The sequence below is a fragment of the Streptococcus sp. 53 genome (assembly GCF_013276565.1).
Classification (GTDB): Bacteria; Bacillota; Bacilli; order Lactobacillales; family Streptococcaceae; genus Streptococcus.
In genome coordinates this window covers 1-26,257 of the sequence record NZ_VMLG01000005.1, presented here as the reverse complement: position 1 = coordinate 26,257, position 26,257 = coordinate 1, and the positions used below count along the sequence as shown (strand labels likewise).

24 protein-coding genes and 1 pseudogene are annotated in these 26,257 nt (G+C 40.8%); 16 read left to right on the top strand and 9 right to left on the bottom strand.

The genetic code is table 11. From position 1 onward, the window contains the following. The first annotated feature begins 7 nt into the window (after positions 1 to 7). The 3 genes from glyQ to HT722_RS02020 all read left to right on the top strand — a co-directional run bounded on the left by glyQ (position 8) and on the right by HT722_RS02020 (position 3,472). A complete protein-coding gene (gene glyQ, locus HT722_RS02030; protein WP_173277258.1) occupies positions 8 to 925 on the top strand; it encodes a glycine--tRNA ligase subunit alpha in 918 nt (305 codons plus the stop codon). A 211-nt stretch (positions 926 to 1,136) separates the two neighbouring features. Then, positions 1,137 to 3,173, top strand: coding sequence for a glycine--tRNA ligase subunit beta (glyS, locus tag HT722_RS02025; protein WP_173277255.1), 2,037 nt, complete (start codon positions 1,137 to 1,139; stop codon positions 3,171 to 3,173). A 41-nt stretch (positions 3,174 to 3,214) separates the two neighbouring features. Beyond that, positions 3,215 to 3,472 (top strand): DUF896 family protein, encoded by a 258-nt coding sequence (locus HT722_RS02020; protein ID WP_173277253.1) that lies wholly within the window; start codon positions 3,215 to 3,217, stop codon positions 3,470 to 3,472. A 312-nt stretch (positions 3,473 to 3,784) separates the two neighbouring features. On the opposite strand, the pseudogene HT722_RS10400 reads toward HT722_RS02020, so the two are convergent. The 5 genes and pseudogenes from HT722_RS10400 to HT722_RS10640 all read right to left on the bottom strand — a co-directional run bounded on the left by HT722_RS10400 (position 3,785) and on the right by HT722_RS10640 (position 6,928). Next, positions 3,785 to 4,630 (bottom strand): annotated as a pseudogene (locus HT722_RS10400) (IS630 family transposase). A 35-nt stretch (positions 4,631 to 4,665) separates the two neighbouring features. Beyond that, positions 4,666 to 4,830, bottom strand: a complete 165-nt coding sequence (locus HT722_RS02010; RefSeq protein ID WP_173227177.1) for a hypothetical protein — start codon at positions 4,828 to 4,830, stop codon at positions 4,666 to 4,668. 248 nt (positions 4,831 to 5,078) lie between these two features. After that, the gene (locus HT722_RS02005; RefSeq protein WP_173212279.1) at positions 5,079 to 5,894 is read right to left on the bottom strand and encodes a TIGR03943 family protein; all 816 of its coding nucleotides are present in this window, start codon (positions 5,892 to 5,894) and stop codon (positions 5,079 to 5,081) included. Further along, positions 5,891 to 6,796 (bottom strand): permease, encoded by a 906-nt coding sequence (locus HT722_RS02000; RefSeq protein ID WP_173277251.1) that lies wholly within the window; start codon positions 6,794 to 6,796, stop codon positions 5,891 to 5,893. The genes HT722_RS02005 and HT722_RS02000 overlap by 4 nt, the downstream gene beginning before the upstream one ends. Further along, complete coding sequence (locus HT722_RS10640; protein ID WP_275690578.1) at positions 6,797 to 6,928, bottom strand: SPJ_0845 family protein; 132 nt, start codon at positions 6,926 to 6,928, stop codon at positions 6,797 to 6,799. It lies immediately after the preceding gene. A gap of 574 nt (positions 6,929 to 7,502) precedes the next feature. Between HT722_RS10640 and HT722_RS01995 the strand changes: the two genes are divergently transcribed. The 5 genes from HT722_RS01995 to HT722_RS01975 all read left to right on the top strand — a co-directional run bounded on the left by HT722_RS01995 (position 7,503) and on the right by HT722_RS01975 (position 13,521). Next, positions 7,503 to 9,632 carry a Tex family protein gene (locus tag HT722_RS01995; protein WP_173277287.1) on the top strand — a complete coding sequence of 710 codons (2,130 nt, stop codon included), beginning with the start codon at positions 7,503 to 7,505 and terminating at the stop codon, positions 9,630 to 9,632. After that, on the top strand, positions 9,619 to 10,068 hold the full coding sequence (locus HT722_RS01990; RefSeq protein WP_173277249.1) for a SprT family protein: 450 nt from the start codon (positions 9,619 to 9,621) through the stop codon (positions 10,066 to 10,068). The genes HT722_RS01995 and HT722_RS01990 overlap by 14 nt, the downstream gene beginning before the upstream one ends. Before the next feature lie 58 nt (positions 10,069 to 10,126). Further along, on the top strand, positions 10,127 to 10,399 hold the full coding sequence (locus HT722_RS01985; protein ID WP_173277247.1) for a PspC domain-containing protein: 273 nt from the start codon (positions 10,127 to 10,129) through the stop codon (positions 10,397 to 10,399). A gap of 373 nt (positions 10,400 to 10,772) precedes the next feature. Next, complete coding sequence (locus HT722_RS01980; protein ID WP_000173372.1) at positions 10,773 to 11,531, top strand: ABC transporter ATP-binding protein; 759 nt, start codon at positions 10,773 to 10,775, stop codon at positions 11,529 to 11,531. A 1-nt stretch (position 11,532) separates the two neighbouring features. Further along, entirely contained in the window at positions 11,533 to 13,521 is a 1,989-nt protein-coding gene (locus tag HT722_RS01975) for an ABC transporter permease (protein WP_000489375.1), read from the top strand. Positions 13,522 to 13,562: 41 nt separating this feature from the next. Here the strand turns inward: HT722_RS01975 and HT722_RS01970 are convergent, their stop codons facing one another. Beyond that, positions 13,563 to 14,258 (bottom strand): VIT family protein, encoded by a 696-nt coding sequence (locus HT722_RS01970; RefSeq protein WP_173277245.1) that lies wholly within the window; start codon positions 14,256 to 14,258, stop codon positions 13,563 to 13,565. Between the two features lie 708 nt (positions 14,259 to 14,966). Between HT722_RS01970 and HT722_RS01965 the strand changes: the two genes are divergently transcribed. From HT722_RS01965 to HT722_RS01930, 8 genes are all read left to right on the top strand, one after another. After that, positions 14,967 to 16,427 (top strand): aminotransferase class I/II-fold pyridoxal phosphate-dependent enzyme, encoded by a 1,461-nt coding sequence (locus HT722_RS01965; RefSeq protein ID WP_173277243.1) that lies wholly within the window; start codon positions 14,967 to 14,969, stop codon positions 16,425 to 16,427. Further along, complete coding sequence (gene speE / locus HT722_RS01960) at positions 16,428 to 17,288, top strand: polyamine aminopropyltransferase (protein ID WP_000366713.1); 861 nt, start codon at positions 16,428 to 16,430, stop codon at positions 17,286 to 17,288. It begins immediately after the preceding gene. Further along, complete coding sequence (locus tag HT722_RS01955; RefSeq protein ID WP_173277241.1) at positions 17,285 to 18,544, top strand: saccharopine dehydrogenase family protein; 1,260 nt, start codon at positions 17,285 to 17,287, stop codon at positions 18,542 to 18,544. Before speE ends, HT722_RS01955 begins: the two co-directional genes overlap by 4 nt. Beyond that, a complete protein-coding gene (gene nspC, locus HT722_RS01950) occupies positions 18,544 to 19,671 on the top strand; it encodes a carboxynorspermidine decarboxylase (RefSeq protein ID WP_173277239.1) in 1,128 nt (375 codons plus the stop codon). The genes HT722_RS01955 and nspC overlap by 1 nt, the downstream gene beginning before the upstream one ends. Further along, entirely contained in the window at positions 19,668 to 20,753 is a 1,086-nt protein-coding gene (gene aguA / locus HT722_RS01945; RefSeq protein WP_173277237.1) for an agmatine deiminase, read from the top strand. Before nspC ends, aguA begins: the two co-directional genes overlap by 4 nt. A 9-nt stretch (positions 20,754 to 20,762) precedes the next feature. Beyond that, on the top strand, positions 20,763 to 21,638 hold the full coding sequence (aguB, locus tag HT722_RS01940) for an N-carbamoylputrescine amidase (protein WP_173277235.1): 876 nt from the start codon (positions 20,763 to 20,765) through the stop codon (positions 21,636 to 21,638). Between the two features lie 190 nt (positions 21,639 to 21,828). Continuing rightward, entirely contained in the window at positions 21,829 to 22,530 is a 702-nt protein-coding gene (locus HT722_RS01935) for a response regulator transcription factor (RefSeq protein ID WP_173277233.1), read from the top strand. Beyond that, positions 22,527 to 23,405, top strand: a complete 879-nt coding sequence (locus HT722_RS01930; RefSeq protein ID WP_173277230.1) for a HAMP domain-containing sensor histidine kinase — start codon at positions 22,527 to 22,529, stop codon at positions 23,403 to 23,405. The genes HT722_RS01935 and HT722_RS01930 overlap by 4 nt, the downstream gene beginning before the upstream one ends. Positions 23,406 to 23,444: 39 nt before the next feature. Here HT722_RS01930 and HT722_RS01925 read toward each other — a convergent pair whose 3' ends face one another. From HT722_RS01925 to HT722_RS01915, 3 genes are all read right to left on the bottom strand, one after another. Further along, a complete protein-coding gene (locus tag HT722_RS01925) occupies positions 23,445 to 24,197 on the bottom strand; it encodes an ABC transporter permease (RefSeq protein ID WP_173277228.1) in 753 nt (250 codons plus the stop codon). A 10-nt stretch (positions 24,198 to 24,207) separates the two neighbouring features. Beyond that, on the bottom strand, positions 24,208 to 25,116 hold the full coding sequence (locus tag HT722_RS01920; protein WP_173277226.1) for an ABC transporter ATP-binding protein: 909 nt from the start codon (positions 25,114 to 25,116) through the stop codon (positions 24,208 to 24,210). Between the two features lie 141 nt (positions 25,117 to 25,257). After that, complete coding sequence (locus tag HT722_RS01915; RefSeq protein WP_173277224.1) at positions 25,258 to 26,067, bottom strand: Cof-type HAD-IIB family hydrolase; 810 nt, start codon at positions 26,065 to 26,067, stop codon at positions 25,258 to 25,260. Positions 26,068 to 26,257: the final 190 nt, after the last annotated feature.

The window sequence follows — 26,257 nt, the reverse complement described above, 5'->3', positions numbered from 1 at the left end:
GTAAACAATGTCTAAAAAATTGACTTTCCAGGAAATCATCCTTACTTTGCAACAATTTTGGAATGACCAAGGTTGTATGCTTATGCAGGCTTATGATAATGAAAAAGGTGCGGGGACAATGAGTCCTTACACTTTCCTTCGTGCTATTGGTCCTGAGCCATGGAATGCAGCTTATGTAGAGCCATCACGTCGTCCTGCTGACGGTCGTTACGGAGAAAATCCTAACCGTCTTTACCAACACCACCAATTCCAGGTGGTCATGAAGCCATCTCCATCAAACATCCAAGAACTTTACCTTGAGTCTTTGGAAAAATTGGGAATCAATCCTTTGGAACACGATATTCGTTTCGTTGAGGACAACTGGGAAAACCCATCAACTGGTTCAGCTGGTCTTGGTTGGGAAGTTTGGCTTGACGGTATGGAAATCACTCAGTTCACTTATTTCCAACAAGTTGGTGGATTGGCAACTGGCCCTGTGACTGCGGAAGTTACCTATGGTTTGGAACGCTTGGCTTCTTACATTCAAGAAGTAGATTCTGTCTATGATATCGAATGGGCTGATGGTGTAAAATACGGAGAAATCTTCATCCAGCCTGAGTACGAGCATTCAAAATATTCATTTGAAATTTCGGATCAAGAAATGTTGCTTGAAAACTTTGATAAGTTTGAAAAAGAAGCTGGTCGTGCTTTGGAAGAAGGATTGGTGCACCCTGCCTATGACTATGTTCTCAAATGTTCACATACCTTTAACCTGCTTGATGCGCGTGGTGCAGTATCTGTAACAGAGCGTGCAGGCTATATCGCTCGTATCCGTAATTTGGCCCGCGTCGTAGCCAAAACCTTTGTCGCAGAACGTAAACGCCTAGGCTACCCACTTTTGGATGAAGAAACACGAGCTAAACTCTTAGCAGAAGACGTAGAATAAAGAGAATGACAAATTACGAAAATGGGCGAACAGAGTGAGCCCTGAGCCAGTTGCCGCAGTGATGAAGGTATCCTTAGTGAAACTAAGGATACTAGGCAAAATTGGAGACTTTTGGCTCCAATTTTAGCAATGAAACAACGAAGTTGGTTGCTTGCGTGCCCATCACATAAGGCAAACTGGAAAATAAAAAGATACTTTTCGGAGAAAAAACATGACAAAAAACTTATTAGTAGAACTCGGTCTTGAAGAATTACCAGCCTATGTTGTTACGCCAAGTGAAAAACAACTAGGCGAAAAAATGGCAGCCTTCCTCAAGGAAAACCGCCTGTCTTTTGAAGCTGTTCAAACCTTCTCAACACCACGTCGTTTGGCTGTTCGTGTGACTGGTTTAGCAGACAAACAGTCTGATTTGACAGAAGATTTCAAGGGACCAGCAAAGAAAATTGCCTTGGATAGTGATGGAAACTTCACCAAAGCAGCTCAAGGATTTGTCCGTGGGAAAGGCTTGACGGTTGAAGATATCGAATTCCGTGAAATCAAGGGTGAAGAATATGTCTATGTCACTAAGGAAGAAGTTGGTCAAGCAGTTGAAGCCATTGTTCCTGGTGTTGTAGATGTCTTGAAGTCATTGACTTTCCCTGTCAGCATGCACTGGGCTAACAACACCTTTGAATACATCCGCCCTGTTCACACTTTAACTGTTCTTTTAGATGAAGAAGAGTTTGACTTAGATTTCCTTGATATTAAGGGAGGGCGTGTGAGCCGTGGCCATCGTTTCTTAGGAAAAGAAACCAAGATTCAGTCAGCTTTGAGCTATGAAGAAGACCTTCGTGCACAGTTTGTAATCGCAGATCCACGTGAACGAGAGCAAATGATTGTTGACCAAATCAAAGCAATCGAAGCTGAACATGGTGTACGTATTGAAATTGATGCTGATTTGCTGAATGAAGTCTTGAACTTGGTTGAATACCCAACTGCCTTTATGGGAAGTTTTGATGCCAAATACCTTGAGGTTCCAGAAGAAGTCTTGGTAACTTCGATGAAAGAACACCAACGTTACTTTGTTGTTCGTGATCAAGACGGCAAGCTCTTGCCAAACTTCATTTCTGTTCGTAACGGAAACGCAGAGCATTTGGAAAATGTCATTAAAGGAAATGAAAAAGTTTTGGTAGCCCGCTTGGAAGACGGAGAATTTTTCTGGCGTGAAGACCAAAAATTGGTCATTTCAGATCTTGTTGAAAAATTAAACAATGTGACCTTCCATGAGAAAATTGGTTCTCTTCGTGAACACATGATTCGTACGGGTCAAATCGCTGTACTTTTGGCAGAAAAAGCTGGTTTGTCAGCGGATGAAACGATTGACTTAGCCCGTGCAGCAGCCATTTACAAGTTTGACTTGTTGACAGGTATGGTTGGTGAGTTTGACGAACTCCAAGGAATTATGGGTGAGAAATATGCCCTTCTTGCTGGTGAAACTCCAGCGGTGGCAGCTGCTATTCGTGAACACTACATGCCTACTTCAGCTGAAGGAGAACTTCCAGAGAGCAAGGTCGGCGCAGTGCTTGCCATTGCAGACAAATTGGATACGATTTTGAGTTTCTTCTCAGTAGGCTTGATTCCATCAGGTTCTAATGACCCTTATGCCCTTCGTCGTGCGACGCAAGGTGTGGTTCGTATCTTGGATGCCTTTGGTTGGCACATTGCTATGGACGAGCTGATAGATAGCCTTTATGCATTGAAATTTGATAGCTTGACTTATGAAAATAAAGCAGAAGTTATGGACTTTATCAGGGCTCGTGTTGATAAGATGATGGGATCTACTCCAAAAGATATCAAGGAAGCCGTTCTTGCAAGTTCAAACTTTGTTGTGGCGGATATGTTGGAAGCGGCAAGTGCTCTCGTAGAAGCAAGCAAGGAAGAAGATTTCAAACCATCTGTTGAATCACTTACTCGTGCCTTTAACTTGGCTGAGAAGGCAGAAGGAGTTGCTACAGTTGATTCAGCTCTCTTTGAAAATGATCAAGAAAAAGCTTTGGCAGAAGCAGTAGATACACTTGTCTTATCAGGGGCTGCAAGTCATCAATTGAAACAGCTCTTTGCACTTAGCCCAGTTATTGACGCCTTCTTTGAGAATACCATGGTAATGGCAGAAGATCAGGCTGTCCGTCAAAATCGTTTGGCTATCTTGTCTCATTTAACTCAAAAAGCAGCTAAACTTGCTCGTTTTAACCAAATTAACACTAAATAAAATTTGGTAAACGGACTTTATCTTATCACAAAGGAGAAGAAATGGATCAGAAAAAAATTGATCGTATCAACGAGCTCGCTAAAAAGAAAAAAGCAGAAGGCTTGACACCAGAAGAAAAAGTGGAACAAGCTAAACTACGTGAGGAGTACATCGAAGGTTATCGTCGCACTGTTCGTCACCACATTGAGGGAATCAAAATTGTGGACGAAGAAGGAAATGATGTTACACCTGAAAAACTACGCCAAGTCCAACGTGAAAAAGGCTTACATGGTCGTAGTCTCGATGACCCAAATTCATAATAAGTATTCTTTCTTTTAACAAAGATAGATGAAATAATAACCAAAAGACTATCATACATAAATGGGCTGCACCTCAAAAGTTAGAGCTAGAAAATCTAACTTTTGAGGTGTTTTTATTATGAAATTGAGTTATATAGTGAATTGAAATAAGATGTGAACAAAAAGATTAGTGAATTCAAATTAATTTCTATACAGGTTTTAGAATTATGGGTATACTATTCTATGTTCAATCCACTATAAATATATGCTCTAAAATGATGGTCGTTGAGTCTTCTATCGTCAAGAAAAATCATCAAATCCCTCGTATTATAGTCATTTAGTTTTAAAAAAGCACTTCAAATATTCAAAAATATTTGGGACTTTCCTTAATAAATCCGTCACTTTCTTTTTCAAGATAGCCCAAGCTTGCTCAATAGGATTCAAATCTGGTGAATAAGCTGGTAGAGGTAAGAAAAAGTGTTTATCTTTAATGTAAAGTTCATCCAAGATATGCTTGGGATGAAAACTAGCATTGTCCATGACAATGACGTGAGGTGTCTTCAAAGCAGGCAAGAGCTGCGTTTTGAACCACTCCACAAAGAAGTCTCTCGTCATACTTTCCTTGTAAATCATGGGAGCTATAAACTCTCCGTCTACTTGTCCTGCAACAATTGAAGTCAGCTCAAAACGCCGTCCGCTAATCTTGTTATAGACTTTCTCCCTTCTAGGAGCCCGTGCATAAGGACGATAGAGCTAGCGGTCGTTTCCCGTTTCGTCAATATATACGACTGGTAAATCTTTTAGGTTATCCAAAATATCAAGAAACTCAGCGACTTTCTCTGGATCTTGTTCCTTAGAGCTAGTTGTCTTTTTTTTAAAAGTGATATGAATTGCTTTAAAGCTGTCCATACTGAAGGAACAGCACAATCAAAATGTGCCGCAATTTCCCGTTAAAAAGCGTCTGGATGAGCCTTTACAAAGACTTTCAACTCCTCTAAAGGGATTTCCCGCTTTTTGACGACTCACTTTTTCCGCTCTAAGTGTCCTTGTTCACGTCTTTCTTTTCCCACGTGAAGAAAGTTCTGACGCCTACATCAAAAACTTTGACCGCCTCGACATGGCTGTGTCCTCTTTGATGTAATCTAAGGCTCCTTGTTTAAAATCTGTACTATATGCCATAGCTTTATTATAGATGCTTGTTTAAAACTAAGCATCTATACCATCCAATCTAAAGCATTGTGAAGAGCTACAGTAGTTGTTCCAAATTTCTTCTGAATTTTCTTTGGTTTATTGCTATCTAGTGAACCATCTAGAATACAACAAACAATGGATTTTGGATGGACATCAATACCACAACACGTTTCGATCATAGCTTCCATTATAAAAACCTCCTGTTAACTATTTGAACAATAGAACAAGAGGCTACTAGTAATATGTTTTCATGCTCCAAGCATATTTGAGTTTTCTCATGACTCTTGTTCATCCAGTTTTTTAAACAGGCTAGGAAAAGCCCTATTAAACACCACGGATTGGTATTGTTCATCTTCATTATAAGCTAAACTTCTTTTTCTGTCACGAGTTAGCAGGCTCTTCCTGCTTAGAGTTTTTTATGAACTTGGTTTGCTTTTTAAAAAGCTCGATAAACATAGGGATTTTCTGGTTTATCGACTTTGGTAAAGCTTTCGATTTCCAAGGTTGGAAGGTTTTGTTTGAGTTCTTTATGGTAGTGATTGACCAGTTTTCCTTTGGCTGTTATCCAAGTATTATTTTCATATTGACGGGTATTTCCCTTGGTCAGTAATCCATAGACACCAGAATCTGCGATACAGTGAATAATGCCGAAGCGGAACAGAAATTGACTATTGGCATGACTGGGGTCATTATAGACAAAGCCTGTGAATTGGACCGTCTTGCCCTCAAACTCATCTGGATAGTCATAGATAGCCTCCATGACTTCCATATAGTTCTCATTCGTGATCTGAATGCTATCCTGGGACAAGTATTTATCCGCCGCCGTTCGCATTTCCTTTTCATAGGCTGATTTTGAAAAATAAGAACTGGTATCTGGTTTCAAATATTGGCTTGTTGTCCCTTCGCTTGTCTGAATGGCCAGATCCGTTCCTTCCGATAGGGGGAAATGATAGCCTTTGGCAGAAACGGTCTGAGAATCCAAGCTAACAGTTGGGAAAGTTAAGCCGATGACAAGTGGAATAGCCAGAAGAGAAATACTCGTCATCTTGGCCAATCGGCTGTTCAGATGACTGTGGGTTTTGACTTGCTTCATCCAGATATACAGTTGAACAATTGCCAAAATAAAGGAAAGCACCATGGAGATATAGGCCAGATAGGAATAGTGCATGTTGATGTACTGGTTTAATTTGCCTGACAAATGGAGGTAAATAGTCAGTTCAAAATAGCCAGCTAAAACTAAAAATCGAATCATAGGATGACTCCAATCAAGAGAGAATAGACTAAGACGACAAGAGTTACAATCGTTATGAAGTGACTGATAAATCGTGCTTTCAAGTAATTTTTCATCATGAGAATATTTTTAATATCCAGCATTGGGCCAATAACCAGAAAGGCCATAACTGGTGCCAATCCGAAACTCGAAAGAAGAGAAGCACCGATAAAGGCATCCGCCTCACTACAGAGAGAAAGAAGAAAGGCCAAAAGCATTAAGAGCAGGATGGCAAAAAGAGGGGTCGCACTGATAGAGGTCAGAATCCGTGTCGGAACATAGACCTGTATTATAGAAGCAAAGAGACAGCCAAATACCAAATAACGCCCCGTATCAAAAAACTCATCAATGGCTTGCACAAAGACCTGAAAACCTTTTTTTACAGGATTTAAGTGAGAAAAATCATGCTCATGACAGGCCAGACGATTTTCTTTCTGAATTGGTTCTTGCCAGAAAAATCCTAGAAAAATTCCTAGTATTACAGCCACAACGATGGAACCCAGAGCTCGTAACAGGGCGATATGGAAGGAGTTGCCAAAGGCAGAATAGGTCGCAAAGAGAACAATGGGATTGATAACAGGTGCTGTCACAAGAAAGGGAACGGCCGTGTAACTGGGAACCTTCTTTTCCAGAAAACGATTGATGATGGGGACGATTCCACATTCACAAGAGGGGAAAAGTATCCCGATGAAGGTGCCAAAAAAGATTCTCCCCCAACGATTTCGAGGGAGAAAATGATAAACCTTATCAGGTGTGATATAAACTTCAATCAGCCCTGAGACAATGCTTCCTATCAGAACGAAGGGAAGGGCTTCAATGATAATGGAGAGAAAAATGGCTCCAGTTTGAAGTACACTAGATGGGAGTTGTTGAAAAGCAGTCATCTAGTTTTTCTTTTCTGCTTTGTCTTTTTTCTCTTTGTCATCAGGGAAAGCAACTTGTTTCAAATCAGGGAGTTTAGCAAACTCTTCAAACATCTTGTCCAAGTCGTCTCGTTTTGTAAATTTTACAGCCATAGGTGTACCTCGATTCTAAATTCTACCTCTATTATACTATTATTTTGAGGAAAAGGGAAAAGTTAAAATTGAGTATCTAACGAATCATAGAGCTTTATAAATCCTGATTAAGTTTGGTAGATTGAGAAAGTTTGACAAAAAAGTAGATAGTGCTAGAATAACATTAACGAAAGACATTTGAGGGCAGAAAGGTTCCTGCCACACCTTGAAAAAGGTATCTGAGATGCTGGGTACACCGACCAGCCAAATGTCCGTTATTTCAAAGGAGGGGCTTAAATGCTCCTTTTTTATTTAAAATTTCAAAATAGATTGCACCCACCGCAGGCTCAGCCTTGCGGTTTTTTATTTGCACTGAAAATTGATTCGATAACTTCAACAAATAGCTTTATAAAGCGTTTTGTCAAAAATAAAAACAGTGAAATTACTCATAGATTCTTTTGTAATCTAGTAGAATTTTAAATTGAAACCTTCTCAATGAATAGAATATTGAAATGAAGTAAATTTATTTCCCAACTTATGTTTTAAAATTGTAAGAGATAATTTGAATAATATTAGCTTATGGTATAATAGATTCATGGATAAAAAATATGAAAAAATCTCCCAGGATTTGGGAGTGACGTTAAAGCAAATTGATACCGTTCTAAGTTTGACAGCTGAAGGGGCTACTATTCCCTTTATCGCGCGTTATCGCAAGGACATGACTGGTAGTCTGGATGAGGTGGCAATTAAGGCCATTATCGACTTGGATAAGAGTCTGACAAATCTCAACGACCGTAAGGAAGCTGTTTTAGCTAATATTCAAGAGCAAGGCAAGCTAACTAAGGAATTGGAAGAAGCTATCTTAGCTGCCGAAAAACTAGCTGATGTAGAAGAACTCTATCTTCCATACAAGGAAAAACGTCGGACCAAGGCAACCATTGCCCGTGAAGCTGGACTCTTCCCACTTGCTCGCTTGATTTTGCAGAATGTAACTGACTTAGAGAAAGAGGCTGAAAAGTTTGTCTGTGAAGGATTTGCGAGTAGCAAAGAAGCTTTAGCTGGTGCAGTTGATATCTTGGTCGAAGCCTTATCGGAAGATGTGACCTTGCGTTCCATGACTTATCAGGAGGTTCTGAGACACTCTAAACTCACTTCTCAAGTCAAGGATGAAAGTCTTGATGAAAAACAGGTTTTTCAGATTTACTATGATTTTTCTGAGACAGTTGGAAATATGCAGGGTTATCGAACCTTAGCCCTCAATCGTGGGGAGAAGCTAGGTGTCTTGAAGGTCGGTTTTGAACATGCAACCGACCGTATTCTTGCCTTCTTTGCTGCTCGTTTCAAGGTAAAAAATGCCTATATAGATGAAGTGGTTCAACAGTCAGTTAAGAAAAAAGTCTTGCCTGCTATCGAGCGACGCATTCGGACAGAATTGACTGAGAAAGCGGAAGAAGGGGCTATCCAACTCTTTTCTGACAACCTGCGCAATCTCCTCTTGGTTGCTCCGCTGAAAGGGCGCGTAGTTCTAGGATTTGACCCTGCCTTTCGTACAGGTGCCAAGCTAGCTGTCGTGGATGCAACTGGGAAAATGCTGACAACACAGGTCATTTATCCTGTTAAACCAGCATCAGCTCGTCAAATCGAAGAAGCCAAGAAAGATTTGGCAGATTTGATTGGTCAATACGGCGTGGAAATCATTGCCATCGGAAACGGAACGGCCAGTCGTGAAAGTGAAGCCTTTGTGGCGGAGGTTCTTAAAGATTTCCCTGAAGTCAGCTATGTTATCGTCAATGAAAGTGGTGCTTCTGTCTATTCTGCCAGCGAACTTGCTCGTCAGGAGTTTCCAGATTTGACCGTTGAAAAACGCTCTGCCATCTCTATCGCCCGTCGTTTGCAGGACCCCCTTGCTGAATTGGTCAAAATCGATCCTAAGTCAATCGGTGTCGGCCAGTACCAGCACGATGTCAGCCAGAAGAAACTATCTGAGAGTCTGGACTTTGTCGTCGATACCGTGGTAAACCAAGTCGGTGTCAATGTCAATACAGCCAGCCCAGCTCTTCTTTCACACGTAGCTGGACTCAATAAAACCATCTCTGAAAATATTGTCAAATACCGTGAGGAAGAAGGTAAAATCACTTCACGCGCTCAAATTAAGAAAGTTCCGCGTCTGGGTGCCAAGGCTTTTGAGCAGGCTGCTGGTTTCCTCCGTATCCCTGAAAGTAGCAATATCCTTGATAATACAGGAGTTCACCCAGAAAACTATGCTGCGGTTAAGAAGCTCTTCAAACGCTTGGATATCAAGGACTTGAATGAAGATGCCCAAAGCAAACTCAAATCCCTTTCAGTCAAGGAAATGGCGCCAGAGCTAGACCTTGGTCCCGAAACCCTTAAAGATATCATTGCAGATCTTCTCAAACCAGGTCGAGATTTCCGTGATTCCTTTGACGCACCTGTGCTTCGCCAAGATGTTCTAGATATCAAGGACTTAGTGGTGGGGCAGAAGTTAGAAGGAGTAGTGCGTAATGTCGTTGACTTCGGTGCCTTCGTTGACATTGGAATTCACGAAGACGGCTTGATTCACATTTCGCATATGAGTCGCAAGTTTATCAAACACCCTAGTCAAGTTGTGTCAGTCGGAGATTTGGTGACCGTTTGGGTCAAGAAAATTGATACTGAACGTGAAAAAGTCAATCTGTCGCTCCTCGCTCCAAATGAAACTGACTGATTACGTCAAGCAAGTTTCGCTAGAAGACTTCGGCAGACCTTTTATCCATTATGCCCAGTGGAATAGGCGTCTACGTTCGACAGGTGGGCGATTTTTTCCCAAAGATGGGCATTTGGATTTTAATCCCAAGGTTTATCAGGAACTGGGTCTGGATGTTTTTAGGAAAATTGTCCGACATGAACTCTGTCATTATCACCTCTATTTTCAAGGGAAGGGCTATCAACACAAGGATCGGGATTTTAAGGAACTGTTGAAAGCAGTGGATGGATTACGCTTTGTGCCCTCCTTGACAAATAGCCACTCTAAACCACTCAAACTTTATCGTTGTCAATCCTGCCAGCAAACTTATCAGCGCAAGCGAAGGATTGATACCAAACGCTATCGATGTGGAGTTTGTAGAGGTAAATTGCTACTAGTAAATCAGCCTGAGGACTGATGAAAGCCGAGCCTACCCGTGATATACTATGTCTAACCTAGCAGAAAGAGGAAATATCATGAACAGTAAATTTTATAAAATGAGACGAAATCGTATGATTTCAGGAGTTCTGGGAGGTCTGTCAGACAAGTGGAACTTTGATGTTACCCTTGTTCGTTTTCTATTTGCTATTTTTACAGTCGCAAACTTTGGACTTGGCGTGATTATCTATATCATCCTAGCTTCTATCATGCCAACCAAGGAAGAAATCGAAGCAGAAATGTACGGAACAGGCCCACGCAAACGCAAAGAAGCCCAAGCCATTGACGATAATGAAGGCTGGTTTTGGTGAGGTAGAAACAGTTATTTTACTGTTAGTCTATGAATTCGACTAATCTATTTTAACATTTCTTGAACCCTTGTATCTGCAAGGGTTTTCTTCTTACTTTCTTTTTATAGTAAAATATTTTTAATAAAATATCTACATTTCCCCCAATCTTACAAAAATGTAAGATTAAAGTCTCTTTTGTAAGGTTAGGTTATGGCAAGCGGTCTTTTTTTGATGTAAACTAGACTCATAAAGAACAAAGGAGTAACATCATGAAACAAACATTACATAAGAAAACAAGAAAACCAAGCCACAAAGATATCGAGCGTGTTCAGCTGGGATGCGCTATGATGCAAGCAACATTTCATTTGATGGGATATTAAGAAAGGAGATTCTCATGACACTTTTAGATGTAAAACACGTTCAAAAAATTTATAAAACTCGTTTTCAGGGCAATCAAGTAGAAGCCCTCAAGGATATTCACTTTACCGTGGAAAAGGGTGACTACGTTGCCATCATGGGTGAGTCTGGTTCTGGTAAATCAACTCTTCTCAATATTCTAGCTATGCTGGACAAACCAACCCGTGGTCAGGTTTACTTGAATGGAACTGACACCGCAACCATTAAAAATTCACAGGCTTCTAGCTTCCGTCGTGAAAAGTTAGGCTTTGTCTTTCAAGACTTTAACTTGCTAGATACTCTGTCTGTTAAAGACAATATATTGCTTCCCCTTGTCTTGTCAAGAAGACCCATTACGGAGATGATGAAGAAATTGGTGGTGACAGCTGAGAATCTGGGAATCAACCAATTGCAAGAGAAGTACCCTTACGAGATTTCTGGTGGTCAGAAACAGCGTGTGGCAGTAGCCCGTGCCATCATCACAGAACCTGAAATTCTCCTTGCGGACGAGCCAACAGGTGCCCTTGATTCCAAGTCCTCTGCAGCCTTACTTGATGTCTTTGATGAAATCAATGAGCGCGGCCAAACCATCCTCATGGTAACCCACTCAACAGCAGCAGCTAGCAGAGCTAAACGTGTACTCTTTATCAAAGACGGCATTCTTTACAATCAAATCTACCGTGGAGAGAAGACAGAGCGTCAGATGTTCCAAGAAATTTCTGATACCTTGACTGTCATGGCAAGCGAGGTGAATTAGTATGTTTCGATTAACCAATAAGTTAGCGGTATCGAACTTGATTAAAAACCGCAAACTCTACTATCCTTTTGCGCTGGCTGTTCTCTTGGCAGTCACTGTCACCTATCTCTTTTACTCTCTAACTTTCAATCCTAAGATTGCGGAAATCCGTGGAGGATCAAGCATTCAAGCTACTCTAGGATTTGGTATGTTTGTCGTCACACTTGCGTCAGCCATTATCGTCCTCTATGCCAATAGTTTTGTCATGAAGAACCGTTCCAAGGAACTGGGAATTTATGGCATGCTGGGCTTGGAGAAACGCCACCTGATCAGTATGACCTTTAAGGAGTTAGTGGTGTTTGGGATTCTAACTGTTGGAGCAGGTATCGGTATTGGAGCCTTGTTTGACAAGTTGATTTTCGCTTTCTTGCTCAAACTGATGAAATTGAAGGTGGAGCTGGTCGCTACCTTCCAGATGAAAGTTGTCATTACAGTACTTCTTGTCTTCGGTTTGATTTTCCTAGGCCTCATGTTCCTGAATGCCCTTCGAATCGCCCGTATGAATGCCCTCCAGCTTTCTCGTGAAAAAGCTAGTGGTGAGAAAAAAGGTCGTTTCCTACCTCTCCAAACGATTCTTGGTTCGATTAGCTTAGGGATTGGCTATTATCTTGCCCTTACGGTAAAAGATCCTCTTACAGCCTTAACAACCTTCTTCATAGCTGTTTTACTGGTTATTTTTGGTACTTATCTTTTGTTCAATGCAGGGATTACCGTTTTCCTCCAAATCTTAAAGAAAAATAAGAAATACTATTACCAACCTAATAACCTCATCTCTGTTTCCAACTTGATTTTTCGTATGAAGAAAAATGCAGTTGGACTAGCAACCATCGCTATCTTGTCAACAATGGTTTTGGTAACCATGTCAGCAGCGACAAGCATTTTCAATTCCGCAGAAAGCTTTAAAAAAGTTCTAAATCCTCATGATTTTGGAGTTTCAGGGCAAAATGTTGAAAAAGAAGACTTGGACAAACTCTTGAGCCAGTTTGCAAGTGACAAAGGTTATAAGATTAAAGAAAAAGAAGTGTTTCGTTACACTTACTTCGGTGTTGCGAACCAAGAAGGAAATAAGTTAACCCTTTTTGAAAAAGGACAAAATCGTGTCCAACCCACAACAGTTTTCATGGTATTTGACCAAAAAGATTATGAAAATATGACTGGTCAAAAACTGTCTCTATCAGGAAATGAGGTCGGACTCTTTGCAAAGAATGAGGGAGTTAAAGAACAGAAAACTCTAACTCTGAATGATCATCAATTTTCTGTCAAAGAAGAATTTACTAAAGATTTTATTGTCAACCATGTCCCAAATCAGTTTAATATTTTGACTGCTGATTACAATTACCTTGTTGTACCTGATTTACAAGCCTTTTTGGATCAATTCCCAGATTCGGCTATCTATAATCAGTTTTACGGTGGCATGAATGTAAATGCCAGCGAAGAAGAACAACTCAAGGTCGCTGACGAGTATGATAAATACCTCGATCAGTTTAATGCTCAATTAAACACGGAAGGTAGCTATGTGTATGGTAGTAATTTATCAGATGCTAGTGCTCAGATGAGTGCCCTCTTTGGAGGTGTCTTCTTTATCGGTATTTTCCTATCCATTATCTTTATGGTCGGAACCGTTCTGGTCATCTACTACAAACAAATTTCTGAAGGCTACGAAGACCGTGAGCGCTTTATTATCTTGCAGAAAGTCGGTTTGGATCAAAAGCAAATCAAGCAAACCATCAACAAACAGGTTTTAACTGTATTCTTCCTTCCTTTGCTCTTTGCCTTCCTACATCTAGCCTTTGCCTACCATATGCTTAGTCTGATTTTAAAAGTGATCGGTGTACTGGATACGACTATGATGTTGATTGTAACCTTGTCTATCTGCGCTATCTTCCTCATCGCCTATGTGCTGATTTTCATGATTACTTCAAGAAGCTATCGCAAGATTGTGCAAATGTAAAAAAGATACCTCGACTTCAAAATCGAGGTGTTTTTTGTGTCCTAAATGCTGAAAAGTTGTCCTAGCAGAAAGGTAACTCCCATGGTTAAAAGCCCAATAGCTAGGTTCCGAATCATAGCTGTTTTGGTTGGGGCTTTTCCAAGTTTGGCACTAGTGTAACCAGTGAGAAGAAGGGCAACACCGACGATAAGGACAGTAGCAGGGATGCGGTATTCACTTGGGAAAATGGTAATTGAAAGCATGGGTGGTAAGCTACCAAGGAAAAAAGAAATAAAGCTAGAGATAGCAGCGTGCCAAGGATTGGTAAATTCTTCATACTCAATCCCATATTTTTCCTCTACCAAAGCCTTGAGCGGATTATTTAAAAAGTCTTTGTTGGTCAAGAGTTGAGCAGAGGTTTCACATTCTCCATTTTGGATATAGGCAGCATAGAGGGACTTTTTGGCTAGTTCCATATCTTGGTCTAGCAAGAGTTGCTCACGCGCAACGGCCGCTTCCTCAGTATCTTTTTGAGTTGAAACGGACACATATTCTCCACCAGCCATTGAAAAGGCACCGGCCAAAATAGCTGCAAATCCTGATAAAAAGATAATCCAGATATTGCTTGTAGCACTGGCAACCCCGATAACCACACCAGCAATGGAAATAATCCCATCGTTGGCACCAAGAACACCAGCACGCAGGATATTTAAACGACCTGCAAAATTTGAATCGATTTCGTGATTTGTTTCTGACATACTATTCTCCTTTTTATCCAGTATAAAGGAAAAATATAGGGAAATCAATCTTTTAAAAGTATCTGAAAAAAGTTGCACGATTTTAATGATATAAAAATGTCGACATCTTCTCTAATAGATCAAACACCGAGGGTAAAGTGTATAGAATAGCATAAAGAATTTTAAATTAAATACGATAAACATTTTGTTCACTTTATAATCGTTTACAAGAGAATAATTAGTATTAAATCAAATAAAATCCAAATATTTTGCGAACTTTTTTATATTTTTTTCGTAAACAGCTTTACAAGTTCTTAAAAACATGATATAGTAATAAAGCTTAGAAAATGAGATGATGTTTTCTAGCAAATATAAACCCGAGTAAAAAATGCCTACGGACAGGCAGGGTTGAATGCCGAAGCGTGGTTGAAAAACCACATTATTGATAGGGTTAAAAGCCTACTTTTATAAGTTGATGTTAGGACACTTGTCCTAATTCATAAATTTTTAGTGTGGTGAAAGCACACGTCATCTTGTGAAACGATCAATAAAGTACGTAATATTTGCTACTAGAGAGTTAGGAAACATCGGGAACAGACATACTCAACAGAAACAAACATAAAAACGTCAGAAGATTGCAGAGCAGGTGAAATCCTGCTCTTTTTTCATGAGTCAACCTTTAGTTCCTTAGTTTTCATAAGGTCCTAAAAATATTGAAAGGAGTATGTCTTGAAGGAGTTAGATCAAAATCAAGCCCCAATTTATGAGGCCTTGGTGAAGTTACGCAAGAAAAGGATTGTTCCCTTTGATGTTCCAGGTCACAAGCGTGGACGGGGAAATCCAGAACTTGTCGAACTGCTAGGTGAAAAATGTGTAGGCATTGATGTCAATTCGATGAAACCCTTGGATAATCTTGGCCATCCTATTTCGATTATTCGGGATGCAGAGGAGCTGGCAGCGGATGCTTTTGGAGCTAGCCATGCTTTTCTAATGATAGGGGGAACAACTTCATCGGTGCAGACTATGATTCTGTCAACCTGCAAGGCTGGAGATAAGATTATTCTGCCACGAAATGTCCATAAATCTGCTATCAATGCGCTGGTTCTATGTGGTGCCATTCCCATCTATATCGAGATGAGTGTGGATCCTAAGATTGGTATCGCTTTAGGTCTTGAAAATGACCGAGTAGCCCAGGCCATAAAGGACCATCCAGATGCCAAGGCCATTTTGATTAACAATCCTACTTACTACGGCATCTGTTCAGACCTAAAGGGGTTGACAGAAATGGCTCATGAAGCTGGCATGATGGTTTTAGTAGATGAGGCCCACGGAGCGCATTTGCATTTTACTGATAAACTTCCAATTTCTGCTATGGATGCAGGTGCTGATATGGCAGCAGTTTCTATGCATAAGTCTGGTGGGAGTTTGACACAAAGTTCGCTTCTTTTAATCGGGGAGCAGATGAATCCTGAGTACGTTCGTCAGATTATCAATCTTACCCAGTCAACATCTGCCTCTTACTTGTTGATGGCTAGTTTGGATATTTCACGTCGCAACTTAGCCCTTCGTGGTAAAGAATCTTTTGAGAAGGTCATTGAGCTATCCGAGTATGCCCGCCGTGAAATCAATGCCATTGGCGGTTACTATGCCTACTCAAAAGAGTTAATAGATGGTGTGTCGGTTTGTGATTTTGATGTAACCAAGTTGTCAGTTTACACTCAGGGTATTGGCTTAACAGGTATTGAGGTTTATGACCTCCTACGAGACGAATACGACATTCAGATCGAGTTTGGTGATATTGGCAATATCTTGGCCTATATTTCGATTGGTGACCGTATCCAAGACATCGAGCGCTTGGTCGGTGCTTTGGCTGATATCAAGAGACTCTATTCACGAGATGGGAAAGACTTGATAGCTGGAGAATATATTCAGCCTGAGTTGGTCCTTTCTCCTCAGGAAGCCTTCTATTCAGAGAGAAGAAGTTTGTCTTTAGACGAATCTGTTGGACAGGTCTGTGGGGAATTTGTCATGTGCTATCCTCCAGGAATCCCTATCTTGGCGCCTGGTGAACGCATTACACGAGAAATTGTCGATTATATCCAATTTGCCAAGGAACGTGGTTGTTCCCTCCAAGGGACGGAAGATCCGGAGGTCAATCACATTAACGTCATTAAGAGAAAGGAGAACTAGATGGATTTATGGTTTTCTGAAGTTCATACTCCAGATGTGAAATTGTCCCTGAGAACAGCCAAACAACTCTACGCTGGTAAAAGTGAATGGCAGGATATCGAAGTCTTGGATACGCCAGCTTTTGGGAAAATACTGATTTTAAATGGCCATGTATTGTTTTCAGATGCGGATGATTTTGTCTACAACGAAATGACAGTTCACGTCCCCATGGCTGTGCATCCCAATCCAAAGAAAGTCTTGGTTATTGGGGGTGGTGACGGCGGTGTTGCCCAAGTATTAACCCTCTATCCAGAATTGGAACAAATCGATATTGTAGAACCTGATGAAATGTTGGTTGAGGTTTGTCGTGAGTATTTTCCAGACTTTGCTGCAGGGCTAGATGATCCACGTGTTACCATTTACTACCAAAATGGGCTACGCTTTTTGCGAAACTGTGAAGATGACTACGATATTATCATCAACGATGCGACAGATCCATTTGGCCATACGGAAGGGCTCTTTACCAAGGAATTTTACGGAAACAGTTACAGAGCATTGAAGGAAGACGGAATCATGATTTACCAGCATGGGAGTCCCTTCTTTGATGAGGATGAGTCGGCTTGCCGAAGCATGCACCGTAAGGTCAATCAAGCCTTTCCAATTAGTCGTGTCTACCAAGCCCATATCCCAACTAGCCCTGCTGGTTATTGGTTGTTTGGATTTGCATCGAAAAAATACCACCCTGTCAAAGATTTTGACAAGGAAGGCTGGAAAAAACGCCAGCTTTTCACAGAATACTACACTGCAAACTTACACGTGGGAGCCTTTATGTTGCCCAAGTATGTTGAGGACATTTTAGAAGAAGAGGAAGGAAAAAAATGAGTCGTTTATTAGTTATTGGATGTGGGGGCGTTGCCCAAGTTGCTATTTCAAAGATTTGTCAGGATAGCGAAACCTTTACAGAGATTATGATTGCCAGCCGTACTAAGTCAAAATGTGATGACTTGAAGGCTAAACTGGAAGGCAAAACAAGTACAAAGATTGAGACAGCTGCTCTTGATGCTGACAAGGTTCAAGAAGTCATTGCCTTGATTGAAAGCTACAAGCCAGAAGCTGTTTTGAACGTAGCTTTACCATATCAAGATTTAACCATTATGGATGCTTGTTTGGCAACAGGTGTTCACTATATCGATACAGCCAACTACGAAGCAGAAGACACAGAAGACCCTGAGTGGCGTGCTATCTACGAAAAACGCTGTAAGGAACTTGGTTTTACAGCCTACTTTGACTACTCATGGCAATGGGCTTATCAAGAAAAATTTAAAGAAGCTGGCTTGACCGCTCTACTTGGTTCTGGTTTTGACCCAGGTGTGACCAGTGTTTTCTCAGCTTATGCCCTCAAACACTATTTTGATGAAATCCATTATATCGACATTTTAGACTGTAATGGTGGTGACCACGGTTATCCATTTGCAACGAATTTTAATCCAGAAATCAACTTACGTGAGGTTTCTGCGCCAGGTTCTTACTGGGAAGATGGAAAATGGGTTGAAGTCGAAGCTATGTCTATCAAGCGTGAGTACGATTTCCCACAGGTTGGGCAAAAAGATATGTATCTCCTTCACCATGAAGAAATTGAATCATTGGCCAAGAACATTCCAGGTGTTAAACGTATTCGCTTCTTTATGACCTTTGGTCAATCTTACTTGACGCACATGAAATGTCTTGAAAATGTTGGACTCCTTCGTACGGATACCATTAACTTTAATGGACAAGACATCGTTCCGATTCAATTTTTAAAAGCGCTACTTCCAGATCCTGCAAGCCTTGGTCCACGCACGGTTGGTAAAACCAATATCGGTTGTATCTTTACAGGTGTCAAAGATGGTGTTGAGAAGACCATCTATATCTACAATGTTTGCGACCACCAAGAATGTTACGCAGAAGTTGGTTCACAAGCTATTTCTTACACGACAGGAGTTCCAGCCATGATTGGGACAAAATTGGTTATGAACGGTACTTGGAAACAAGCTGGAGTGTATAACCTTGAAGAGTTGGATCCAGATCCATTCATGGAAGCTTTGAATGAGTATGGTTTGCCATGGATTGTGGTTGAAAATCCACAAATGGTGGACTGATGAAACTAGAACAAGTACCAACACCAGCTTATGTCATTGACTTGACCAAGTTAGAAACTAATTGCCGCATTCTACAATATGTACAAGAAGAGGCCGGTTGCAAGGTTTTGCTTGCCCAGAAGGCATATTCTCTTTACAAAACCTATCCCTTGATTAGTCGCTATCTATCTGGGACTACTGCCAGTGGTCTCTACGAGGCCAAATTAGCAAGGGAAGAATTCCCTGGTGAAGTCCATGTTTTTGCACCTGCTTTCAAGGATGAGGATATGGAGGAATTGCTTGAGATAACAGACCATATCGTTTTTAATTCTGAGAGACAGTTGCGTAAGCATGGTTCGCGTTGTCGTGAGGCTGGTATCAGTGTTGGTTTACGTCTCAATCCTCAATGTTCAACACAGGGTGACCACGCGCTCTATGATCCTTGCGCCCCCGGATCCCGTTTCGGAGTTACTCTAGACAAGATTCCGAGTGATTTGCTAGATTTGGTTGACGGTCTTCATTTTCACACTCTTTGCGAGCAGGGAGCAGATGATTTAGAGACAACTTTGAAAGCTGTAGAAGAGCAGTTTGGTTCGTACTTACATGAGGTCAAATGGCTCAATATGGGGGGCGGACATCACATTACAAGAGAGGACTATTATGTAGATTTGCTGATTTCTGAGATTAAGCGAATCCGAGAAACTTACAATCTTGAAGTTTACATCGAGCCTGGTGAAGCTATTGCGCTCAATGCAGGTTATCTAGCAACTGAAGTATTGGATATTGTCGAAAACGGTATGGAAATCTTGGTTTTAGATGCCTCTGCGACCTGCCATATGCCTGACGTACTTGAGATGCCCTATCGTCCACCTTTGATAAATGGCTTTGAGGCACAGGAAAAAGCCCATACCTATAGACTTTCTTCAAATACTTGTCTGACGGGCGATGTGATTGGTGATTATAGCTTTGAAAATCCAGTCCAAATCGGAGATAGACTTTATTTCGAAGACATGGCCATTTATTCTTTTGTCAAAAATAATACCTTTAATGGTATTGGATTGCCAAGTCTCTATCTCATGGATGAACAGGGAGACTGCAGCTTGGTCAAATCTTTTGGCTATCAAGATTTTAAAGGGAGATTATCATGATGGACAGTCCCAAAAAATTAGGCTATCGCATGCCAGCAGAATACGAGCCCCATCATGGTACCCTCATGATCTGGCCGACTCGACCAGGATCATGGCCTTTTCAAGGAAAAGCTGCTAAAGCAGCATTTAGCCAGATTATAAAAACCATTGCAGAAGGGGAAAGAGTTTATCTTTTGGTAGAGCAAGACTACTTAGCTGAAGCCCAAGACTACCTTGGAGATAGCGTTGTTTATTTAGACATTCCCACCAATGATGCCTGGGCTAGAGATACAGGACCGACCATTCTCCTCAATGATAAAAGGGAAAAGTTGGCAGTAGACTGGTCTTTCAATGCTTGGGGTGGTGCTGTTGATGGTCTCTACCAAGACTACGAAGCCGATGACCAAGTAGCCAGTCGTTTTGCTGAGGCCTTGGAAATGCCTGTTTATGATGCCAAACCTTTTGTCCTAGAAGGCGGAGCCATTCATAGCGATGGTCAAGGAACCATTCTCGTGACTGAAAGTTGCTTGCTTAGTCCCGGTCGCAATCCTCATCTAAGTAAAGAGGAAATTGAGAATACCTTATTAGAGAGCCTTGGAGCTGAAAAAGTTATCTGGCTTCCTTATGGTATTTATCAGGACGAAACCAATGAACACGTTGACAATGTTGCAGCCTTTGTTGGTCCTGCAGAACTTGTCTTGGCTTGGACGGACGACGAAAGCGATCCTCAATATGCCATGTCAAAAGTAGATCTCGAACTCTTAGAGCAAGAAACAGATGCAAAAGACCGTCACTTCACCATTCATAAACTTCCAATTCCAGCTCTTCGTCAAGTTGTGACAGAAGAGGATTTGCCAGGCTATATCTATGAAGAAGGAGAAGAAGAGCGATACGCAGGTGAACGACTAGCAGCTTCCTACGTAAATTTTTATATCGCCAACAAGGCTGTCCTTGTTCCCCAGTTTCAAGACGTAAATGACCAAGTAGCCTTAGATATCCTCAGTAAGTGTTTCCCAGACCGTAAAGTTGTCGGAATTCCAGCCAGAGATATTCTCTTAGGTGGTGGCAATATTCACTGTATCACCCAACAAATCCCAGAATAGGAGAAAAAGATGAGAAATGTAAGAGTTGCAGCGATTCAAATGCAATGCGCTAAGGATGTAGCAACAAATATCCAAACAGCAGAGCGTTTAGTACGTCAGGCTGCAGAACAAGGCGCACAAATTATTCTCTTGCCCGAGTTGTTTGAACGTCCCTATTTCTGTCAGGAACGTCAGTATGACTACTACCAGCATGCCCAGTCGGTGACAGACAATACAGCTATTCAGCATTTTAAAACCATTGCCAAGGAGCTAAAGGTCGTTTTACCAATCAGTTTCTATGAAAAAGATGGCAATGTCTTGTATAACTCTATTGCCGTCATTGATGCAGATGGAGAAGTGCTGGGCGTTTATCGGAAGACCCACATACCAGATGATCATTATTATCAAGAAAAGTTTTATTTCACGCCTGGTAACACTGGTTTCAAGGTCTGGGATACTCGCTATGCCAAGATTGGGATCGGTATCTGTTGGGATCAATGGTTCCCTGAAACAGCGCGCTGTCTTGCGTTAAATGGTGCTGAATTGCTCTTTTATCCTACAGCTATCGGTTCAGAGCCAATTTTAGATACGGATAGTTGTGGTCATTGGCAACGTACCATGCAAGGACACGCAGCAGCAAATATTGTTCCAGTTATTGCAGCCAATCGCTATGGCTTGGAGGAAGTCACTCCAAGTGAGGAAAATGGTGGACAGAGTTCCAGTCTTGACTTTTACGGTTCATCCTTTATGACGGATGAAACAGGAGCTATTCTAGAACGAGCTGAAAGACAAGAAGAAGCTGTTCTGTTAGCAACTTATGACCTAGACAAGGGAGCAAGTGAACGCCTAAACTGGGGCTTGTTTCGAGATAGAAGACCCGAAATGTATCAACGCATTACGGACTAGTAGGAGAGAAATGAGAGATTCATTCTGCTAGACTCGTTTTCACTAGCAACTATAGGGATACTAGGTCATCTAGCAAGTGGATTTTATATTTTAACCCTCTAAGGATTTCTCGCGCTTTTATGCGAGGAGCTTTTCTGTTTAAGCTTTATCAATAAAACATGCTATAATAGTTGCAGAAAGGTTGGTATTTATGGCTAGGATATTGGTTATTGAAGACAATAGTGACATTCAAGAAATTTTGCGGACACTTCTTACTGAGGAGCATGAGGTGATTCAAGCCTTTTCAGGAACTGAAGGAATCATGCTTTTTGACCAAGGTGGGATTGAACTCGTTTTGCTAGATATCATGCTTCCTGGGAAAAATGGGGATCAGGTTTTAAAAGCTATCAGGGAACAAAGTCAAACTCCAGTCATTATGCTAACGGCTTTGAGCGATAAGAAGTTGATCAGTCAATATCTCTTAGACGGTGCCAATGATTACATAGTGAAACCCTTTGATTTGGACGAAGTCTTTGCCAGAGTTACTGTTCAGTTACGCCAAAGTGTAGAAAAACAGCCTATGGAAATAGAAAAAACTGAAAATCTGCCACAAAACTTGAAAAATATCCAGTTTGATGCAGAAAGTTTTGAAATCAAAAATAGTCAGGAAACTATTCGTCTTGCCAAGAAAGAATGCTTGATTCTCCAAACTCTCCTCAAACACCCTAAGAAAATTTTTACCAAGGAAGAACTTTATGAATTGGTCTGGGAGGATAGCTACCTACCTGGAGATAATACTCTCAATACGCATTTGAGTAATCTGCGTAAAAAATTAAACCAGCTTGACCCAAATCAAGAATATATTGAAACCATCTGGGGCGTTGGGGTAAGATTAAAAGGAGACAAGCAATGACCTACATGATAATCTTTGTCCTACTAGTACTCCTAATTATTTTATCGATTTTATTGATTCGCTACCATCTGGCACTTAAAAACTTGAGTCAACAGATTGAAGACAAGATTCTCACGGGTAGTATGAAAAGAGTAGGGGTCAGCATTTTTTCCAAACATTTTTTACATCTCTACCAGCAGATTGAGAATCTATTTCAGGAAGTAGAGCAATCTCGATTGGTGATGAAAAGGGAAAAGCAGACTCTGGATATGGCCATCAGCAATATCGCCCATGATATTCGGACGCCTCTGACTATCGCTTCAGGCTACACCCAACAATTGATAAAGTCTCCTGAAGACAAAGCAGAAACCTTACAAAAAATAGCCCAGCATCTTGATTTAGTTTCCAAACGTTTGGAGGCTCTCCTAGAATACCGTCGGTTGATGGAAGGAGCTGTTAAGCCGAAACTAGAAGAAGTAGATATTTCAGCTGTTATCACCAAAAAGACTCTGGCTTACTATGATGTTTTTCAGGCGGCAAATATCACGCTTGATTTTAAAGTTGAAGCTGGTTTAAAAATGAGGACTGATGAAGACTTGTTGGATCGAATTTTACAAAATTTGCTTGGGAATGTCCTCAAACATGGCAAGGAAGAAGCGCGTCTATCTTTGCGAAAGGAAAAGGAACAGCTTGTCTTAGAGGTTGCAAACCTTGTTAAACAGCCCATCAAAAGAATAGAAAATCTCAGCAACCGTTTTTATTCTGAAAATCTATCAGACACGGAAGAATCCTCTGGTTTAGGCCTTTATATCACTGAGGAATTATGCCATCTTCTCGGTGCAGAGATGAAACTAAGCACAGATGGGCAGTGGTTGTCGGTTTGTATTTACTTTTAACGAAAATAAACCTCCTCTGTAGGCTAGAGGAGGTCTTTTTTATAGACTTTTCTTTTTGAAAACTGTCAATCCACTTATATTAAAGATTACAATAACAGCTAAGCTAACTATAATGGTGTAGAGAATTGACTCACTATTAGCAGTCATAGCATAGGTAAATTGCAAGGACAAATATGGCAAAATTTTGATACTTGGGAAGATGAGCATTGGCATAGAAAGTAAGATAGAGCTGACAAAATAACCAATAAATACTGCAAGATAAGAATGACTCACATAGAGAATAAAGGAAACAATGGAAAGCCAAGCAAGGAGGCAAAATAATTGAAGGAAAATGGTTATCAGTAGATTTCCAATAAAGCCATCAGGCATAGTTCCAAATCCATTTAAGATAGTTGCTGGAATAAAGGCAATCACAAGACAGATGATGACTTGCAAAAGTGCAATACAAGTCAATACAAAGGCTTTGGCAAGGAAAAACTCGGTACGAGAAACACCCACTGTTAAATTATTTTTATAGAGTTTGCCGATTAAATCAACTCCAAGAACGAGGCAGGCTAGGATGATGCAGAGAAAAACGAGGTTTGAGCCTTGACTAGATGCGTTGATTAGGGCTTGTACACCATCCCAACCATGGGTTGGAATGTCTGATTCTTCTGCCTGGATTGCCATCAGATGACCCGTAGCTCCTATACTTGCACCCATTAGCATGAGAGCAAAGAGAATGAACTCTGTAATCCAGAATCCTTTGGAACGGAAAAGACGGTAAAAGTCTGCTTGAATGGTATGTATCATGATTTTCCTCCTATTGGACCAATTGAGTGAAGTATTCTTCTAGGTTTTGACGGGCATAGTAAATCTCGTCAATGGCAACATCTGCCAAGGTTAATTCCTTGAGAATCTGTTTGACATCTTGTTCCTGACCAAAGATATGGATTTCATTTTCTGGATTAACAACCTTAAACTGGAGCTGGATTTGTTCTTTCAATACTTGACAAGCTTTCTCTTTATCAGCTGTCTTAAGAACAATGTAATCCTCACTTAGTGTTTCAAATTCAGCTTTGCTGATTTCACGGATAACCTTGCCTTGATCTAAAATACCAAAACGATTGGCTAGGAGATAGAGTTCTGACAAGATATGGCTAGAGATGAGAATGGTGATCCCTTTCTCTTGATTGAGCCGTTGAATCATGAGTCGAAATTCTTTGATACCGATTGGGTCGAGACCGTTGATAGGTTCATCTAAAATCAGGAAGTCTGGTTTGGATAGGAGGGCAATGGCGATCCCAAGTCTTTGTTTCATTCCTAGCGAGAAATCACGAAAGACTTTCTTACCTGTATCTGGCAAACCTACATAATCCAGGGTTTCTCGAATGACTTGATCAGCATTTGGAATATGACGAATCATACAGTAATATTTCAGATTTTGATAGGCTGTTAAGTGATTATGAGCTACAGGTGATTCAATCACTGAACCTACTCGAGATAGAGCCTTGGTCCACTCATTTTCCGTTTGACTAGAAAAGAGGGAAACAGTTCCTTTATCCGCAAACAGTAGTTGCGTAATGATTTTGATTAAGGTGGTTTTCCCAGCTCCATTCTTTCCGATAAGTCCATAGATATCTCCCTCTCTTATCGTTAGATGAAGATCCTGAAGGATAGCTTGTTTGTCAAAGTTTTTGGACAATCCATGAATGTCGAGTACTGTTTTCATGATTCTCTCCTTTTGATTTATTTTGTTAACTTTAGTATAAAGTATAGAAATCAAAGAAAGCTCAAGGATTTCTAAAGAGTTTCTAAAGTTTTAGGAATTCTTAAATATCAAAACCCAGTTGATATGAACTGGGCTTCTTAATTATAAAATATATTTCTCAATGGCACGCGCGACGCCGTCTTCTTCGTTGCTGGTTGTAACGGCATCCGCAAGAGATTTGACATAATCGCTGGCATTTCCCATTGCAATTCCAAGCCCTGCAAATTGGAGCATTTCAATATCGTTATTGGCATCGCCCATGCCCATAATCTCTGAGGAATCAATCTTCAAAATCTCTGCTAGTCGTGAAAGAGAGGTAGCCTTGGTCGTTCCAAGTGGCATAGCTTCATAAATGACAGGCTGCGAACGAACTCCACTAAATCGTTGGCAAAGCTCCTCAGCAAAACGCTCTTCAAAATCGTCTGTTTGCTCCTCTGTACCTAAAAACATACCTTGGAACATGCGATACTTGCCACTAGTCGCTTCCTCAAGAGAAATTTCTGTCAAGTCTGAAAAGACTAGTTCGGCATCATTTTGGATGACTTGATTGGGCTTGCCACCGAGGACAAAATAATGTGTCTCGTCAAAAAGAGTCAACTGAACATCACTTTTTTCAGCTAGGTCATAGAGGTATTCGATGTCTGCTGGACTAAGTTCTTGCCAGTCAACTAGTCCCCAGTCACTGGTCTGGTGAGTTGAGCAACCGTTATTGACAATGACATACTCATTCTGGAGGTCAAGTCCCAATTTTTTATAGTATGGGAGGACACCGAAAAGCGGGCGACCCGTACAGAGAACCAGTTTGACACCTTTTTCAATAGCTTGGTGAATGGCTGTGATGTGAGCTTGTGGGATTTCCTTGGCTTCATTGAGGAGGGTTCCGTCCATATCCAAGGCTAGTAGTTTAATCATAAGACTTCCTTCTTTATCTTTTGGTATTATTATAGCATATTTTGGAGAAGAAATTGATAGGAAGCTTGGGGCTAATTGATTTTACAGTTTAAGATGTTTGAAGAACGTTTATTAGGAAAGGTTACACGTTATTCAATTAAGCAAATAATTATATTTGGCAAGCTGGTCATAAAAACAGAGGATTTAAGAT

Coding starts and splice junctions, on each gene's coding strand:
- glyQ (WP_173277258.1), top strand. CDS start 8: ATGTCTAAAAAATTGACTTTCCAGGAAATCATCCTTACTTTGCAACAA.
- glyS (WP_173277255.1), top strand. CDS start 1,137: ATGACAAAAAACTTATTAGTAGAACTCGGTCTTGAAGAATTACCAGCC.
- HT722_RS02020 (WP_173277253.1), top strand. CDS start 3,215: ATGGATCAGAAAAAAATTGATCGTATCAACGAGCTCGCTAAAAAGAAA.
- HT722_RS02010 (WP_173227177.1), bottom strand. CDS start 4,830: ATGGAAGCTATGATCGAAACGTGTTGTGGTATTGATGTCCATCCAAAA.
- HT722_RS02005 (WP_173212279.1), bottom strand. CDS start 5,894: ATGATTCGATTTTTAGTTTTAGCTGGCTATTTTGAACTGACTATTTAC.
- HT722_RS02000 (WP_173277251.1), bottom strand. CDS start 6,796: ATGACTGCTTTTCAACAACTCCCATCTAGTGTACTTCAAACTGGAGCC.
- HT722_RS10640 (WP_275690578.1), bottom strand. CDS start 6,928: ATGGCTGTAAAATTTACAAAACGAGACGACTTGGACAAGATGTTTGAA.
- HT722_RS01995 (WP_173277287.1), top strand. CDS start 7,503: ATGGATAAAAAATATGAAAAAATCTCCCAGGATTTGGGAGTGACGTTA.
- HT722_RS01990 (WP_173277249.1), top strand. CDS start 9,619: ATGAAACTGACTGATTACGTCAAGCAAGTTTCGCTAGAAGACTTCGGC.
- HT722_RS01985 (WP_173277247.1), top strand. CDS start 10,127: ATGAACAGTAAATTTTATAAAATGAGACGAAATCGTATGATTTCAGGA.
- HT722_RS01980 (WP_000173372.1), top strand. CDS start 10,773: ATGACACTTTTAGATGTAAAACACGTTCAAAAAATTTATAAAACTCGT.
- HT722_RS01975 (WP_000489375.1), top strand. CDS start 11,533: ATGTTTCGATTAACCAATAAGTTAGCGGTATCGAACTTGATTAAAAAC.
- HT722_RS01970 (WP_173277245.1), bottom strand. CDS start 14,258: ATGTCAGAAACAAATCACGAAATCGATTCAAATTTTGCAGGTCGTTTA.
- speE (WP_000366713.1), top strand. CDS start 16,428: ATGGATTTATGGTTTTCTGAAGTTCATACTCCAGATGTGAAATTGTCC.
- HT722_RS01955 (WP_173277241.1), top strand. CDS start 17,285: ATGAGTCGTTTATTAGTTATTGGATGTGGGGGCGTTGCCCAAGTTGCT.
- nspC (WP_173277239.1), top strand. CDS start 18,544: ATGAAACTAGAACAAGTACCAACACCAGCTTATGTCATTGACTTGACC.
- aguA (WP_173277237.1), top strand. CDS start 19,668: ATGATGGACAGTCCCAAAAAATTAGGCTATCGCATGCCAGCAGAATAC.
- aguB (WP_173277235.1), top strand. CDS start 20,763: ATGAGAAATGTAAGAGTTGCAGCGATTCAAATGCAATGCGCTAAGGAT.
- HT722_RS01935 (WP_173277233.1), top strand. CDS start 21,829: ATGGCTAGGATATTGGTTATTGAAGACAATAGTGACATTCAAGAAATT.
- HT722_RS01930 (WP_173277230.1), top strand. CDS start 22,527: ATGACCTACATGATAATCTTTGTCCTACTAGTACTCCTAATTATTTTA.
- HT722_RS01925 (WP_173277228.1), bottom strand. CDS start 24,197: ATGATACATACCATTCAAGCAGACTTTTACCGTCTTTTCCGTTCCAAA.
- HT722_RS01920 (WP_173277226.1), bottom strand. CDS start 25,116: ATGAAAACAGTACTCGACATTCATGGATTGTCCAAAAACTTTGACAAA.
- HT722_RS01915 (WP_173277224.1), bottom strand. CDS start 26,067: ATGATTAAACTACTAGCCTTGGATATGGACGGAACCCTCCTCAATGAA.